We start from the raw sequence: 16,364 nt of genomic DNA on the forward strand, positions 1-16,364 counted from the left end.
ACAACCAGTTCTATTTTCAACAGTTTACTGCTACTATGATCGTATTACATCAGCAAAACCGCTAGAATTCCTATTGAAAATTATTCACCTTAACCAATGTTTTTATAGAAAAGGAGAATGCGCTATGAATATTTTTGATGTGATGAAAATACCGGCTTTTGAAAACGCCAATTTAATCGCTGGAAAAGCAGGAGGGGAAAGAGAGGTTCAGCATGTCAATATGATGGACGCTCCGGATATCGCAGACTTTTTGCATAAGAATGAATTGCTCGTCACCACCGCCTATCACCTGAAGGATCACCCGCATCAATTATCTGAACTGATTCGGCAAATGGCAAAACGCGGCTGCGCGGGCCTCGGCATTAAAACAAAGCGCTATCTGGAAGATATCCCGAAGGAAATCATCGAACTGGCCGATTCATATGCGTTTCCGATCATTGAGCTTCCGGAACACATCCGACTCGGCGATATTGTGAATGCCACACTCAGCCATATTCTCGATATGCGTTCTAACGAGCTGCAGCAAGCCATTTACGCGCACAAAAAATTCACAAACCACATTATGAGCGGCAAGGGGCTGCAATCCCTCCTCAAAAAGGTGTCAGACCTCCTTCAGCTTCCCGTGCTGCTGCTTGACCAGCATGCCAAAATGCTGTCTGCGTCTCATCAGATTTCAGTTGAGACCGAAAAGCTGAAAGGCACCCTGAATACCGTATCCGGGCCATTTTTCACTTGTTTCTCTACAATCTCAGATCAGAAAACATATTCTGTCCTGCCTATTTATAATCACGAAAAAAACTGCGGCTACCTGCTGATACCGGACATGGTGCAGGCCGGCGATAAAGGATTGATCCTCACGATTGAACAAGCGGCCAACGTCATTTCCTTTGAACTGCTGAAGGAAAATGCGCTGAAGCAGTTCAGCCGGCGGGCTCGCAATGAGTTTTTCAACAATTTTATTGAGCGGTCCTTTTCTTCAGATGACGAAATCAAAAACCGGGCGAAAGAATTCAAGCTGCGCTGGGATCAAAAATACATGTGCATTGCCGGCAAACTCGATCGCAATGACGAATCAATCAGCTTTACAGAAAATCAGCTCGCTTCCGACAGCGTATTCGAATTTCTTGAAGGTGAATTATCAGCCTTCCCGTTTCCGCCTCACTTCTTTATGAAAGGAAATGTCGGCATTATTCTAATCGAGGCGACAGACAGCTGGAGTGAAATGCACGCCTCGGTGATCAGCTTTTTAGAACAGTTCCAAACACAGGTCAGCGCTCAATTTAAACGAACCGTGTCCTTTGGCATCAGCAATATCTGCCAAAAGCTCATTGATGTTCCCGACGCTTTCACAGAAGCTTCTGATGCTCTGCAATCGGGGCATTTGTCGAGAAGCACCGCATTTATCCAGGTGTATCACGCCAAAGATGTGCCTGAGCTTCTGCGCTTGCTCCCGGTTGAGGATTTGAAGAAATTTTACAACTCCACGCTTCAGAGCCTCGCTGAAAAACAGCAGGAGGATCAAAGCCTGCTTCATACGCTTTCCGTCTATTTAGAGACACACTGCCAAATTTCAGAGACGGCAAAGCGTCTGTACGTTCATCGCAATACGGTCATATACCGCCTTGAAAAATGCGAAGAGCTTCTGGGTAAAAGCTTAAAAGATCCTGAAACAACGATGCGTTTGCGGCTTGCCTTACGTATGCAGCGGCTGATCAGCTAACGTTTGTCACATTTTCTTACAAAATGAATCATTTTTCGTCACTTTCAGCAATCACACCTGCCTTTTTCAGCTACTGTATCCAATGACACCCCTCGGCCGGCACGATATCATGTTACTAAAGTTCACATACAGGGAGGGACTATGGTGAAAAAAAGATCGTTTAAGGTGTTTACGCTTGGCCTGCAGCATGTGCTCGCCATGTATGCAGGTGCGATTTTGGTGCCCCTGCTTGTCGGCAGGGCGCTGAATGTAACAACTGTACAGCTGTCCTACCTATTGGCGATTGACCTGTTAACGTGCGGCGTCGCGACGCTTTTGCAAACCTTGCGCGGAGCATACATCGGCATCGGGCTTCCCGTCATGCTTGGCAGTTCATTTGTGGCCGTCACCCCGATGATTGCAATCGGCAGCAATTACGGCATTCACGCAATTTACGGTTCCATCATCGCGGCCGGTGTGTTCATCTTTTTGTTTGCGCGTTTTTTCGGCAAGCTGACTGTGTTATTTCCTCCTGTCGTAACAGGTACCGTTGTGACCTTGATCGGCCTTTCACTTGTTCCGACAGGTGTGAAAAATATGGCTGGCGGCGAAAAAATAAACGGCAGCGCCAACCCCGAATACGGTTCGCTCGAAAACCTTCTTCTCTCTGTCGGTGTCCTTGTTCTGATCTTAGTCCTCAACCGCTTTCTCAAAGGATTTGCCCGAACACTGTCCGTTCTGATCGGCATCGCCGCCGGAACAGCGGCAGCAGCGATCATGGGCAAAGTCAGCTTTTCTTCTGTTACAGAAGCACCGTTCTTCCAAATCCCGAAGCCTTTTTACTTCGGAGCCCCCACGTTTGAAATCGGTCCGATCTTAACGATGCTGATCGTCGGAATCGTCATTATTGTGGAATCAACCGGCGTTTTTTACGCAATCGGAAAGATATGCGGCAGACCTTTAACTGAAAAAGATCTCGTCAAAGGCTATCGAGCGGAAGGAATCGCCATTCTCATCGGCGGGCTGTTCAATGCCTTTCCTTATAATACCTTTGCGCAAAACGCCGGCTTATTGCAGCTGACCAAAGTGAAAACAAGAAACATCGTCGTTACCGCAGGCTGTATCCTTGTCTGTCTCGGACTGATTCCGAAGATTGCCGCCCTTGCATCTGCCGTTCCTGCTGCTGTACTTGGCGGCGCGACCGTCGTCATGTTCGGCATGGTGATTGCCTCCGGCGTCAAAATGCTCAGCACAGCGGATCTCAAAAATCAATACCACCTCCTGACCATCGCATGCTCAATCGCACTCGGCATCGGCGCCAGCACGGCCCCCGGGATTTTTGCTGAATTCCCCGCTCCGATTAGAATTCTGGTCAGTGACGGCACCATCACTGGCAGCCTGACCGCCATCTTTTTGAATCTATTTTTCAGCTTGCGCGACAAAAAAGAATTAACAGCACAGCAAACAGAACTTCCGGTATTAGAACATACACTCGCATTAGAAAAAGAGGTGTAAAAAAGATGAAGGAACAGCACAATGCCTTACAGCTAATGATGCTGGGGCTTCAGCACATGCTTGCCATGTATGCGGGAGCCATTCTCGTTCCGTTGATCGTCGGAGCAGCGATCGGGCTGAATGCGGGGCAGCTGACGTATTTAATCGCGATTGATTTGTTTATGTGCGGGGCGGCAACTCTTTTGCAGCTCTGGAGAAACCGATATTTCGGCATCGGCCTTCCCGTTGTGCTCGGATGCACGTTTACCGCAGTCGGCCCGATGATTTCCATCGGAAGCACTTACGGTGTCCCAGCGATATATGGTGCCATTATCGCCGCAGGACTGATTGTCGTCTTAGCCGCGGGCTTCTTCGGGAAGCTTGTCCGTTTTTTTCCGCCTGTCGTAACCGGATCAGTCGTCATGATCATCGGCATCAGCCTGATTCCAACGGCAATGAATAACCTGGCCGGAGGTGAAGGAAGCAAAGAATTCGGCTCACTCGACAACGTGCTCCTCGGGTTTGGCGTCACAGCTTTTATCTTATTGCTGTTTTATTTCTTTAAAGGCTTTATCCGCTCCATAGCGATTTTGCTCGGTCTTATCGCAGGAACAGCGGCTGCATATTTCATGGGAAAGGTCGATTTTTCTGAGGTCTTGGAGGCGTCTTGGCTTCATGTTCCATCTCTGTTTTATTTCGGACCGCCAACCTTTGAGCTGCCGGCTGTTGTCACGATGCTTCTCGTTGTGATTGTCAGCCTCGTTGAATCGACAGGTGTTTACTTTGCGCTTGCCGATATCACAAACCGCAGGCTATCGGAGAAGGATCTGGAAAAGGGCTACCGGGCAGAAGGCCTTGCGATTTTGCTGGGCGGCTTATTTAACGCGTTTCCCTATACAGCTTTCTCGCAGAATGTCGGCATCGTTCAGCTCTCAAAGATGAAAAGTGTCAACGTCATCGCCATTACAGGAATCATGCTGATGGCGATCGGGCTTGTTCCAAAAGCCGCAGCACTGACAACAGTAATCCCTAATCCAGTTCTCGGCGGCGCAATGATCGTCATGTTCGGCATAGTCATTTCTTACGGGATCAAAATGCTATCCAGCGTTGACCTTGATTCGCAAGGCAACCTGCTGATTATCGCCTCTTCCGTCAGCTTGGGGCTTGGCGCTACAACAGTTCCCGCGTTGTTTTCATCTCTTTCGGGCGCGGCCTCTGTCTTGGCAGGAAGCGGAATTGTGATCGGCAGTTTGACGGCCATTGCACTGCACGCTTGTTTTCAAACCAAACAGCCGAATAGCGCAGACATAAAAACGTAAAGGAAGATGCCAATGTTCACAATGGATGACCTGAACCAAATGGACACACAAACACTGACAGACACACTTGGCTCTATTTTTGAACACTCTTCATGGATTGCGGAGAGATCCGCAGCACTACGGCCGTTTTCGTCCCTTTCTGATCTTCACCGCAAAATGACTGGCATTGTAAAAGCCGCGGACCGCGAGACACAGCTTGATTTAATCAAAAAGCACCCTCGGCTTGGAACAAAGAAAACAATGAGCAGTGACTCGGTAAGAGAGCAGCAGAACGCGGGGCTCAGCAAATTAGAACAGCAGGAATACGAGGAGTTTCTCATGCTGAATGAACACTATTATGATCGCTTCGGCTTTCCTTTTATTTTAGCGGTGAAGGGAAAGACGAAACAGGACATTCACCAAGCCCTGCTGGCAAGGCTTGAGAGCGAACGAGAAACGGAGTTCCAGCAGGCCCTTATAGAAATTTACCGAATTGCCCGCTTTCGTCTGGCTGACATCATTACTGAAAAAGGAGAGACGCAAATGAAAAGAACCATGTCTTATGGCAAAGGAAATGTATTTGCATACCGAACGTTTTTAAAACCGCTCACTGGAGTGAAGCAAATCCCAGAATCATCTTTTGCCGGGAGAAGCAATACCGTTGTCGGCGTTGATGTGACATGCGAAATTGGCGGAGAAGCCTTCCTGCCATCATTTACAGACGGAGACAACACTCTCATCGTGGCAACGGATTCAATGAAAAACTTTATCCAGCGCCATCTCGCATCCTATGAAGGAACGACAACCGAGGGGTTCCTACACTATGTAGCTCACCGATTTTTAGATACCTATTCTCATATGGACAAGATCACTCTGACTGGCGAAGACATTCCGTTTGAAGCAATGCCTGCATACGAGGAGAAAGAGCTCAGCACAAGCCGCCTCGTCTTCAGAAGATCGCGTAATGAACGAAGCCGCTCTGTGCTGAAAGCAGAACGAAGCGGGAATACCATAACGATTACAGAGCAATACAGCGAAATCATGGATCTTCAGCTCGTCAAGGTGAGCGGCAACTCCTTCGTCGGCTTCATCCGGGACGAATATACGACTCTCCCCGAAGACGGCAACCGCCCGCTGTTTGTCTATTTAAACATCAGCTGGCAATATGAAAATACAAATGACGCATACGCTTCTGATCCAGCCCGCTACGTTGCGGCTGAACAAGTCCGCGACTTGGCGAGCACCGTTTTTCACGAGCTCGAAACCCCTTCAATCCAAAACCTAATCTATCATATCGGCTGCAGAATATTAGCGAGGTTCCCGCAGCTCACTGATGTCAGCTTCCAATCTCAAAATCACACGTGGGATACGGTTGTCGAAGAAATCCCGGGCTCAAAAGGAAAAGTCTACACCGAACCGCGCCCGCCATACGGTTTCCAACATTTTACCGTGACAAGAGAAGACGCCGAGAAAGAAAAACAGAAAGCCGCTGAAAAATGTCGGAGCCTGAAAGCCTGATGGGAAAACTGACAACCCATATTTTAGATTTAACCAGCGGCAAACCAGCGGCGAACGTAAAAATTGAATTGAAGCGGCTGGGCGAAAGTATTTTGAAAGAGGTTTACACTAACAATGACGGCAGAGCCAATGTCCCTCTGCTGGCTGGTGAAGAGCTGGTGTCCGGAGAGTATGTGATGGAATTTCATGCAGGAGACTATTTTGCGAATAAAAACGTGAATACGATCGACCAGCCGTTTTTAACCATCGTCACCGTCCGTTTTCAGCTTGCAGATCCAGATGCACATTATCATATCCCGCTCTTGCTGTCGCCGTTTGGTTATCAGGTGTATAGGGGGAGTTAAGAAGGAAGCCCGCCTCACCGGCGGGCTTCTTTTTGCACTTCAATAAACTTTTGATCCTAGGACAGTACTTGAAGTGATCCCCACACTTAGTGAAACAACAGCTAGAATAAACATTCACCTATATTTTTCAGGATAATTGCCTATGAGAAAAATATCCTGTAGTCCTTTCATTTATAAATCGAGGTTTCAAACTAATAAGTCAGCTCTTAGCAGCCGAGCTCCCTTCTCCAATCCTATAAACAGACCGCGTTTTTTCTCGAAAAAATACTCTGAAGACAATTGCTGCGTTTTTAATAGTTTTGATAACGCGTTCTCTCTTACACCTTTAGACAAAATATTCATTTTTTCTTTTTTAGACTTAAATCTATGTCGAAAATGATCGTTGGCATATCTTATACTATCTCCACTAAAGGAGGTGACATTATGGGATTCTACAATTCTGGTGGATACAGTGGAAACTCTGGTTACTCAAACGGTTTCGGGAGCTCCTTCGCTTTGATCGTGGTGCTATTCATTTTGTTGATCATTGTTGGAGCAGCTATCTTTAATTATTAAGTTTAACTTTCCTTGCCTCCGCCGTATCCAACACCTCCCTGTCCGACAGACGCCATAAGAAGTTTTTATGGCGTCTTTGCTATGTGCTCACTAATCTTTTTGTAATTCAGAAGCTGTCAAGTTCTACGAGATTTATCGTGTGTTTTCCCACAACGCTTCTGCGTCTTGATCGCGCTGTCTGACTGAGGCTAAAAAAGTCCGGCTTTTAAAAGCCGGACTCCCGTCTCCCTCCGTTCAACTCTCTTCTAATCCTGCAAGCTGACCGCATAATCCCGCCGTACCCGGTACACCGGCACAAATTCCCCGCCAGCCCTTCTTCTATATCTTCGTCAGAAGGTTGAGGGGTTTCCCGAAACAGTGCTTTAAGCGCAATTATCATTCCTGGGGTACAGTAGCCGCATTGGAAGCCTCCTTCTTCCAGAAAAGCGGTTTGGCAGATATCCAGTTCCTCTTGTTGTACGCCCTCGATTGTTGTAATGGAATGGCCGTCCACTTGATAAGCCATCGTCATACACGCATTGGCCAGCTTTCCGTCGATTAAAATAGAGCAGGCTCCGCAGCGGCCGATTCCGCAGGACACCTTTGTCCCGGTCAGCTGAAATTCCTTTCTAAGCAGGTCACTCAGATGTGTCGTAGGAACGGCAGCAACCTCCCACTCCTGCCCATTCACGGTCATCCGGAACTGTTCCTTTTTTACAGGAAATGGCCCGGCCTCTTTTACGTCCATTGCTTCAGCCCCTTTCTGTCGATCGCTTCAAGCAGCTCTTCTCTTGAAATTGGCAGCTTGTTTATCCAGCATCCGACCGCATCATGTACTGCCTTTACAATCGCCGGAGTGATGGCGATTGTTCCGATTTCGCCAACACCGCGCGGTCCATATACGTCTCCCTTCATTAAGTCTTCTATTGCAATCACCTTCATGTCAGGAACATCTTTGATTCCGGGAATCAAATAGTGATCGAGATTTTCCGCAGCATAACGGCCATCCGTCATTTTCGCTTCCTCCATCAGTGTGTAGCCGAGTGCCATGGCAGCGCCGCCTTCAATTTGACCTCGATATCCCTGCGGACTGATAACCGGACCTGCCGCAATAGCGTGCTCACAATCTATCAATTTGACATCGCCTGTTAACAGATCTACCTCCACCTCAACGGCAGCCGCTCCAAATGAGTAGAGGAAATGGCCGCCCACCACAGGATCAGGCGTTGTTGGAAAGTCAAATGCCGTTTCCTCTGCCAAAGGGCCTTTTTCAGCCAGCTCCTTATACGTCACCACGAGCGCCTTTGTGTTTTTGTCACGCAAGCCTGCAGCGCCGGGAATAAGATTTTCCGCTGAACAGCCGCTCCATTCTGCCGCCCGTTTTTTCAACTGAGCTAGAAACGGCTTCTTCAAACGCTGGATCGCGTGCCACACCATGCTTGTGCCGCGGGATGCTGTGGAGGAGCCTGACTTCGGCACTTTTGCGGTATCCCCAATAACAATGGAAATATCCTCTGCGGCACAACCTAACTCCTCCATGACAATCTGTTCAATCGCTGCTAGAATCCCCTGTCCGCATTCTTCAAATCCAAACGAAGCAGTGATTTTGCCTTCACTCGAAAGGGACAAACGGCCTCCTGCCGCATCCATTCGGCCAAACCCCAGCCCGCCGCCGTGCATTGTAATTGCCGCTCCCGTGCCTCTTTGCAGATACCCACAGTTCCGGCTGGTTCTTGTAAGAATGGGAGATTTAGATATGGCATTCAACACCTGTGCCGCTCCGTCAGTTGGTGCAATTCGATGCTCAAGTGGCCCCAAGTCATGCGGTTTTCTGATATTTTTTCTTCTCAGCTCGAGCGGGTCGATGCCGAGCATGCCGCTGAGACGATCGAGATGGGTTTCGAGTGCAAATGTGATTTGGTTGCCGCCAAAGCCACGAAATTCTCCCGCCACCCCGTTGTTCGTAAATACTGATATTCCTTCAGTCCGGATATTCGGAATACGGTACGGCCCCGCGGCATGCTCGACAGAAAAATCAAGAACAGCCGGTCCGAGCGTAGCATATGCGCCTGTGTCCGCCACAATTTTCACGTCATGCGCCAATAGATTTCCCGAATGATCCGCACCCGTTTTTATCGTAATCTTCATCGGATGGCGCTTAATGCCAGAACGTACAGATTCCTTTCGTGTCTGATGGATTTTGACAGGACGTCCGCTTTTCAGTGACAAAAGCGCGGCATACGGCTGAATATTCAGCTCATCCTTCCCTCCGAACGAGCCGCCCATCGGACTTGACACAATTCTGATCTTCTCTTCAGGAATATCAAAAATACGGGCAAGCTGGAAACGGTCTTTATAGCCGTGCTGGGTTCCTGCATACATCGTAAAACCCCCGTCGTCTTCTGGAACGGCTACGCCTCCCTCCGTTTCCATATACGTATGCATCTGCCGCGGCAGCTCATAGGTTTCTTCAAGGACTGTGTCAGATGCTTGAAACCCTTCTTCCACATCGCCGTTTGAAAAAAACGCGCGGTGCAGGATATTCCCGTCCTCATGCAGTCTTTGCGCATTTGGCCGAAGCGCTTTTTCTGGTGAATCCATGACTTCCAGCTCTTTATACTCAACTCGAATCAGCTCCAGCGCCGCTTCCGCGATTTCCTCCGTTTCCGCAGCAACTGCGGCGATCGCATCCCCAACATACCGCACCCTGTCCTCACATAAAACCGGCTGATCAGGGATGACAATGCCAAATCGGTTTAAGCCGGGAACGTCTTTATGTGTGACGACGGCTTGTACGCCTTCCATTTTCTCAGCTTTTATGGTGCAAATCGACACAATCTCTGCATGAGGATAAGCACTTCTCAGCACCTTGCCATACAGCATTCCTGGAAAGCTGAGATCGGTCATATATTTCAATTCCCCTGTGACCTTACCCCTTCCATCCGGCCTGACTCTTGACGGTTTGTTGATGATCATTTATTCCCCTCCCTCAGCCATCAGCTCTGCCATGATGACGTTGGCAGCGGCTTTTTTTCTGTATGCCGCTGACATAAAAGCATCTGAGGAAAACGGCAGCTCATGGATAAGTGTTTTGTACAGCTCATGCGAGTCCCCTCCTGGTGCCATCCATTTCGCTTCGCTGTCCAATAATCTCCTAGGAGTGATATCGGCATGGCCAGCGGCGAGGCGAATGCCGCCGTCTTTCAAAAAACGTCCAGCTGCAACAGCAGCCGCTCCGGTAAAAGCCTGGCGCCTTCCAAGCTTGTGATAAAATACACGCTCTCCCTCCGCCCGCGGGATGATGACACGCGTGACGATAGCCGTTCTAAAGTCTTCCTCACTGAGCCAAGCGCCAAGCGGCAGCCTGATTAGCTCCTTTTGATATACGATAAGCTCAGCACCAAGCACAAGCAGAAGCGGAATGAAATCACCGATTTTACTCGCTATGTTGCCGCCAATCGTGGCACGGCTGCGAATCCCCGGTGCAGCGACAGCGGAAGCAGCGTCACTGAAACAGCCAAGCGCGCTCTTGATCAAAGGGTTCTTTCTGCATTCATTCAGTGATGTGAGCGCCCCGATCGACACGTGGGTGTCACTGGCGCTGATCCCTCGCATCTCGTCAATCCCTTCAAGGCTGACAAGGTGCTGTTTCGGTAGAGTTCCTTTGTCCCACTGAAGCTGAAGCAGCGTGCTTCCCGATGCGGCATACACATCCGGAGCAATCTTCTCTAAAAGCGAATAGGCCTCATCAAGCGCTGTCGGTCTCCATAATTGAATATTCATCCTTGCTTTTGTCACTTGGCCGTTCAAGACATCGCCCTCCTTACCATGTCATATTCCTCGGGTGTATCAATATCGTCCAACTCACCGCTATCCTTTGCCTCCAAAACCGCTCCTGCTCCAAGCTGTCCGCTTTTCAGGAGCCTGCGAGCCCCTTCATCTCCCGTTAATCCCTTTACATAAGGAAAACAAGCCGACGAGAAGTAGATTGGCGGGGTGAACGCCCCTAAAAACGATGACACGGCAAATGACTCAGGGGCCAGTGCCACAAGGGCATTGAGATGATCGACGGAAAGCTGAGGCTGGTCGGCTAACAAAATGACAACGCCGTCCGCCCCCATGCTTTCTGCTTTTCTCACCCCGCTGCTGACTGAATGCCCCTGACCCTTTTCTGCGTCTTGGCAAACGTGCAGGCTCCAGCGTTTTTGAAAAGGCGGAGCGTGATACGGCGCCCCTATCCACTCAAGGGAAGCATGTTCTGTCCGCTCGACGACCAGCACGTGATCAAGGCGGGACGACAGAGCAGTTTTCAAGGAAAGTGAGCCTATGTTTTCTCCTTTTAGCGGCAAAGCCAGCTTGTTTTGACCCATTCTTCTGCTTTTGCCGGCAGCGAGAAACACGCCGATCAGATAGGGGTTTCTCATACAACCGCCAGCCGTTTTCTTGTTTGAATAATTTCTGCAACTACACTTACCGCAATTTCCTCGGGACCTTCCGCACCGATTTTCAGCCCGACCGGACTGTAAAAGTGAGACGGAGGATGCTTTCCGTTCAGCAGCCGTTTCGTGCGGTTTGCTGAACCCAACAGTCCAATATAATGGAGGTTTTGAGAAAATAAGAAGTTGATGATCGTTTGATCGTGCTGATAATGATGGGTTGCCACAACAGCTGCATCATGCGGAAAAAATTGAAATTCGCTAAGCATTTGTTCCGGAAAAGCGGTGATCAGCTGATCCGCTTTTGGAAAAAGAGAGGATGTACAATAAGCGGGCCGCCAATCCGTCACGATAACAGAAAACCCTGTGTCAGCCGCCAAATTGGCCAGCGGTACAGTATCCGGTCCCGCCCCAAACAGAATGAGGCGCGGCTTCGGTTCAATTCGCTGAATAAACATGTTAGTGGGTGGATCGAAATGCGGTAAATGAAGCGTTGAAACAGTACGTTGAATAGCTTGCAGAGGGGCGTCCGGCCAGTTGCCAAAATGCCCGTTCTCCGTCAGAAATAAATAATGTGAGGATCCAATCTTTATAACAGAAGTGACAGCTTTGCCTGAATGAAGGCAGTCCCTCACTTTCTCATAGTGCCGCCTTTTTTCCTGAGTGATTCGCTCCACATGAACATGAATAATGCCATTGCACCCGGCTCCCATGCCCCAAGAAAGATCGTCCTCTGACCTCATGTCGTAGGGAATCAGCGTCGGTGTGAGCTGATCGCCCAGCGCACTGATTCTTTGGAATACATCTTCTTCCACACACCCGCCGCTCAGCAAGCCAATCCGTCTGCCATTTTTCTTAAAGAGCATAGAGGCGCCTGCTTTTCGATACGCGGAGCCTTCCACTTGAACAATTGTCGCCAGTACAGCCTCCTCCTGGTCTTCCAGGAGCGCATCTAACATCTTGTGAAAATTCCCCAATGCTGCATCCTCCTCTCGAAAATTGCCGTGAGAAACAACTAGTTCAGCATGATTTTATAGGTAACTTGTATAAAGAATAGACGATGGAAGAAAAAATGACTCATGATTTGTCAGAAAATGAAACACATAGAAAGAGGATTTGTAAAAAGAGTCAAACGAAGAAAATCAGATTGGAGAAAACACGAAATCATATCTAAAAAGCTTGCGGAGTTCCGCAAGCTTTTCTTTACACCGCTGCCTGGCGGCCAGCGTTTTCATACACATCCAGCGCTGCTTGGGGCGCTTTTCCTGCTTCGATTCCTGCGTTATGTCTGAGAAGCACAGCCTCTAACCCGGCAAGCACGAATAGCACGTTTTCTTTTCTGCAGCTGTACCCCATCGTGCCGATTCTCCAGATCTTCCCTGCGAGCGGGCCGAATGAGCTGGCGATTTCAATGCCGAATTGTGCCAGCAGCATGCCACGGACAGACTCGCCGTCAATGCCGCCGGGAATTTCGACACAGGTGACAACAGGCATTTTGCAGCTGTCATCTCCAAACAATCTTAGCCCCATTGCCTTTATCCCTGCTGCTAATGCGGCTTCATGGTGCCGATGCCGCTCAAAACGCGCCTCAAGGCCTTCTTCAAGCACCAGTCTGACTCCCTCACGTAAGGCGTACAGCATCGTCGTCGCTTCTGTATGATGATTGAGCCGTCTTTCGCTCCAATAATCCTCAAGCTGGCTCAAATCAAAGTAGTTGCTTGTGATTGGCCGATTTCCCGAAAGCGCTTCCCTGTCAGCTTGTGACGCAATCCCCCGCTCCACCTTTTTACGAGCTGCAATCACGTCCGCCACCCGCTCATTATATGTAATCGGCGCCATTCCTGAGGGCACAGACAAACACTTTTGCGTTCCGCCGATGGCAGCATCAATCTTCCATTCATCGACTTTAACCTCGCAGCCCCCAATCGTTGCGACTGCATCGACGATAAACAATGCATCCTCGGTGCGGCAGGCTTCGCCGATGGCTTTCAGCGGGTGAATCCGTCCTGTCGATGTTTCTCCATGCACCATGGCCACAATTTTCGGCTTCACTTTTTTTATCTCCCGTATGATGTCCTCCGGGTCAAAAACCGTTCCCCATTCGCACTCCAGCATATGAACATTTGCCCCGTACCGCTCGGCGATTTCAGTCAGCAAATAACCGAAACGGCCGTAAATGGGAATGAGCACATCATCTTCCGGCTCTATCACACTAGCCAGCACTGCTTCAATTCCCGCCCGTGAAGTGCCGTCAATCGGGTATGCCCAGCGGTTTTTTGTTTGGAACAGCTCCCGAAGCATCTCCATCGTTTCATTCATAATGCCTGTAAACGCCGGATCAAATTGGCCGACAACCGGGGTGCTCATTACTCTTAATACACGCGGATCAACCTCAACAGGCCCCGGCGTCATAATCGTTCTTAACGGGGTGCATAATTCTCTTCTGCCTGACACAGCCATTCCTCCTTTATCAGTAAGCCAGTTTGTATAATAAATCAGTCAGTGCGCGGACGCCGATCTCGAGCTGTCTGGCTGACGTATATTCCTTCGGTGAGTGGCTGACGCCGCCTCGGCTCGGCACAAACAGCATACAAGCAGGATAGCGCCTTCCGATCATTTGCGCGTCATGCCCTGCTCCGCTCACCATTTCCTCACAGCTGAAGCCGTTTTCTAATGCTGTTTCAAAAGCCGCAGCCTTCAGCCTTTCGTCCATCGGCACAGGCTCTATCCGCATATATTCATCAATCACGGCGCGAATTCCTTTTTGTAGGCAAATGCCGTTGATCAAAGCAACCATGTCTTGATGAAACTGCTCCAGCACATGCTGATGCTGATGGCGAATATCGATTGAAAACTGGACGCGGCCCGGTATGACATTGGCTACATTGGGCTCTGCCGTTATTTTTCCGCATGTCAGACGGAGCTCATCCGGCAGCTCCTCCGACCGCAGTAACAGCTCATGAATGATACGGCTGCTGGCTGCGAGCGGGTCCTTGCGCCATTTCATGGAGGTGGTTCCCGCATGATTGCATTCCCCCTCCAGCGTGACGAGATATCGCCTCTGCCCCGCAATGCTTGTCACAATCCCGAGATCCCGTCCTGACATTTCCAATGTCTGTCCCTGTTCAATATGGAGCTCAACAAAAGCGCTGATATCTGTCCGATATGCTGCCTGAAACACACCTTTGCCAAAACCGTTCTCATGCATCGCATGTTGCAGCGAGACTCCTGATTCGTCTCTTGGCTCTGCTCCATCCTGTAATGAAAAAACACCCGTCATATTCCCTGATCCCCAATAGGTCATTGGAAAACGGCTGCCCTCCTCCTCACATAAGGATACCGCCTCGAGTGTTTTTTTCGGCGCTCCATATGTCTCTTTGAGCCTCTTTATCGCAAGCATTGCCGCCAGAATACCATAGGCGCCGTCGTATTTTCCCCCATTGATGACAGTATCGATATGTGAACCGGTTACAATGACTTCATCCGGAGACTGGGTGCCCGAAAGCCTTCCAAACACATTGCCGACATCGTCGAATCTTGTGTCAAGCCCGAAAGAAGACATTTCCGTTTTCACAGCAAGCTGTGCGTCCATCCACTCTTTTGTGTATAAAAGCCTCGTTACGCCGCCATCCGCAGACGCACCGTATTGGGCGAGCCATTCAATATAATCTGTGATGCTGTTTTTTACTGAAAGCTTCTGCTTTTCCATGTACTCCCCCCTCTGGCCGCTATGGTGACTTCATTATAGAAGGAGGAACATGATAGTTCATTGACAGATTAACCAAAAAAACGTTTATTTTTTAGTCACAGTATCTATCCAGCAACCAGATTCACCCTACATGTCACAACTATTTTAGTGTAAAGGTCAAAAGAAAACACGGTAAGGAAGAGAGCCAGCAAGAGTGAAAGAGAGGGTCAAAATGCCTTTCATATGAACAAGCTCAGCTTGCCAGAGAGGCGATGTTTGCGGAACGGATGAAAACGGAAATGCCGGCAGCTCGCAAAAACAGGACCTAAAGATATGGGAACAGAAGATTTCCGCCTCCTCCAAAGGGACTAATTTACAATTTTAATGAAAAATATACAAAATGACACTTCTATCCTTTATTTGAATTTTAGATAATAGACATGATCTGATAAAAGGAGGGCAAGTGATGACAAAAAAAGCATGGTTTCTGCCGCTCGTCTGTGTATTACTGATTTCCGGATGGCTTGCGCCGGCAGCTTCAGCAAGCGCGCAAACCGCATTAAGCCTCAATGACCGATTGGCGTCTTCCCCTTCAGGAACAGGAAGCCTTCTCTCATTAGCCGCCCCCGCTGCACCCTATGCTGACACAGATACCTATTATGAAGGGGCTGAAGGTAAAACAGGAGACTCGCTAAAAAGCACCCTGCACCGTATTATTAGCGGACACACGATGCTGTCCTACAGCGAAGTGTGGAACGCGCTGAAAGAAACGGATGAAGATCCGAGAAATCCGAATAACGTCATCCTGCTCTATACGAATGAATCGCGGTCCAAAAACCTGAACGGCGGCAATGTCGGCGATTGGAACCGCGAGCATGTCTGGGCGAAATCCCATGGCGATTTTGGTACGAGCAAGGGACCTGGTACTGATATTCATCATTTGCGCCCGGCTGATGTTCAAGTTAACAGCGCAAGAGGAAATATGGATTTTGACAATGGCGGCACTGAATATGCGAAGGCACCCGGAAATTATTATGACGGCGATTCATGGGAGCCCCGCGATGATGTGAAAGGCGATGTTGCCCGCATGCTGTTTTACATGGCTGTCCGTTACGAGGGTGATGACGGCTATCCTGATCTTGAGCTTAATGATAAGACAGGCAACGGCTCAGCTCCTTATCATGGCAAACAATCTGTCCTGCTCGAATGGAATAAGCAGGATCCGGTTGACGACCGCGAGCGGAAAAGAAATGAAATCATTTATGAAAAATATCAGCACAACCGCAATCCATTTATCGACCACCCTGAATGGGCGGATGAGATTTGGCCGTAAGAAAAAGGTGCTCCTTTTGA

The 16,364-nt window shown here is 49.2% G+C and carries 14 protein-coding genes and 1 pseudogene; 8 read left to right on the forward strand and 7 right to left on the reverse strand.

The genetic code is table 11. From position 1 onward, the window contains the following. The first annotated feature begins 124 nt into the window (after positions 1 to 124). From pucR to yuzJ, 6 genes are all read left to right on the forward strand, one after another. Positions 125 to 1,720, forward strand: coding sequence for a purine catabolism transcriptional regulator PucR (pucR, locus tag MHI44_RS06965; protein ID WP_014477890.1), 1,596 nt, complete (start codon positions 125 to 127; stop codon positions 1,718 to 1,720). Positions 1,721 to 1,864: 144 nt separating this feature from the next. After that, on the forward strand, positions 1,865 to 3,214 hold the full coding sequence (gene pucJ / locus MHI44_RS06970) for a uric acid permease PucJ (RefSeq protein ID WP_192858460.1): 1,350 nt from the start codon (positions 1,865 to 1,867) through the stop codon (positions 3,212 to 3,214). Between the two features lie 5 nt (positions 3,215 to 3,219). Then, positions 3,220 to 4,512: a uric acid permease PucK gene (pucK, locus tag MHI44_RS06975; protein WP_339203193.1), complete on the forward strand. Its 1,293-nt coding sequence runs from the start codon at positions 3,220 to 3,222 to the stop codon at positions 4,510 to 4,512. A 12-nt stretch (positions 4,513 to 4,524) separates the two neighbouring features. Further along, on the forward strand, positions 4,525 to 6,009 hold the full coding sequence (pucL, locus tag MHI44_RS06980; RefSeq protein ID WP_339203195.1) for a factor-independent urate hydroxylase: 1,485 nt from the start codon (positions 4,525 to 4,527) through the stop codon (positions 6,007 to 6,009). Beyond that, positions 6,009 to 6,353: a hydroxyisourate hydrolase gene (gene uraH / locus MHI44_RS06985; protein WP_046160817.1), complete on the forward strand. Its 345-nt coding sequence runs from the start codon at positions 6,009 to 6,011 to the stop codon at positions 6,351 to 6,353. Before pucL ends, uraH begins: the two co-directional genes overlap by 1 nt. A 423-nt stretch (positions 6,354 to 6,776) precedes the next feature. Further along, complete coding sequence (yuzJ, locus tag MHI44_RS06990; RefSeq protein WP_009968115.1) at positions 6,777 to 6,908, forward strand: YhzE/YjcZ family sporulation protein YuzJ; 132 nt, start codon at positions 6,777 to 6,779, stop codon at positions 6,906 to 6,908. A 205-nt stretch (positions 6,909 to 7,113) separates the two neighbouring features. Here the strand turns inward: yuzJ and pucE are convergent, their stop codons facing one another. The 7 genes from pucE to allC form a co-directional block, all read right to left on the reverse strand. Further along, entirely contained in the window at positions 7,114 to 7,635 is a 522-nt protein-coding gene (gene pucE / locus MHI44_RS06995) for a xanthine dehydrogenase subunit E (RefSeq protein WP_014480766.1), read from the reverse strand. Then, positions 7,626 to 9,863: a xanthine dehydrogenase subunit D gene (pucD, locus tag MHI44_RS07000; protein ID WP_339203198.1), complete on the reverse strand. Its 2,238-nt coding sequence runs from the start codon at positions 9,861 to 9,863 to the stop codon at positions 7,626 to 7,628. The genes pucE and pucD overlap by 10 nt, the downstream gene beginning before the upstream one ends. After that, on the reverse strand, positions 9,864 to 10,697 hold the full coding sequence (gene pucC / locus MHI44_RS07005; protein ID WP_339203200.1) for a xanthine dehydrogenase subunit C: 834 nt from the start codon (positions 10,695 to 10,697) through the stop codon (positions 9,864 to 9,866). Further along, positions 10,694 to 11,311, reverse strand: coding sequence for a xanthine dehydrogenase accessory protein PucB (gene pucB, locus MHI44_RS07010; RefSeq protein WP_069322880.1), 618 nt, complete (start codon positions 11,309 to 11,311; stop codon positions 10,694 to 10,696). Before pucB ends, pucC begins: the two co-directional genes overlap by 4 nt. After that, complete coding sequence (locus MHI44_RS07015) at positions 11,308 to 12,300, reverse strand: XdhC family protein (protein ID WP_339203202.1); 993 nt, start codon at positions 12,298 to 12,300, stop codon at positions 11,308 to 11,310. Before MHI44_RS07015 ends, pucB begins: the two co-directional genes overlap by 4 nt. Before the next feature lie 226 nt (positions 12,301 to 12,526). Next, positions 12,527 to 13,777 (reverse strand): (S)-ureidoglycine--glyoxylate transaminase, encoded by a 1,251-nt coding sequence (pucG, locus tag MHI44_RS07020; protein WP_339203204.1) that lies wholly within the window; start codon positions 13,775 to 13,777, stop codon positions 12,527 to 12,529. 16 nt (positions 13,778 to 13,793) lie between these two features. Beyond that, positions 13,794 to 15,032, reverse strand: coding sequence for an allantoate deiminase (allC, locus tag MHI44_RS07025; protein ID WP_339203206.1), 1,239 nt, complete (start codon positions 15,030 to 15,032; stop codon positions 13,794 to 13,796). A gap of 244 nt (positions 15,033 to 15,276) precedes the next feature. On the opposite strand from allC, the pseudogene MHI44_RS07030 reads away from it, so the two are divergent. After that, positions 15,277 to 15,396: pseudogene (locus tag MHI44_RS07030) on the forward strand (hypothetical protein); the annotation flags it as partial. An 81-nt stretch (positions 15,397 to 15,477) separates the two neighbouring features. Beyond that, complete coding sequence (locus MHI44_RS07035) at positions 15,478 to 16,344, forward strand: endonuclease I family protein (protein WP_014480775.1); 867 nt, start codon at positions 15,478 to 15,480, stop codon at positions 16,342 to 16,344. Positions 16,345 to 16,364: the final 20 nt, after the last annotated feature.

The organism is Bacillus sp. FSL K6-1366, from assembly GCF_037976695.1.
GTDB classification, from domain to species: Bacteria; Bacillota; Bacilli; order Bacillales; family Bacillaceae; genus Bacillus; species Bacillus subtilis.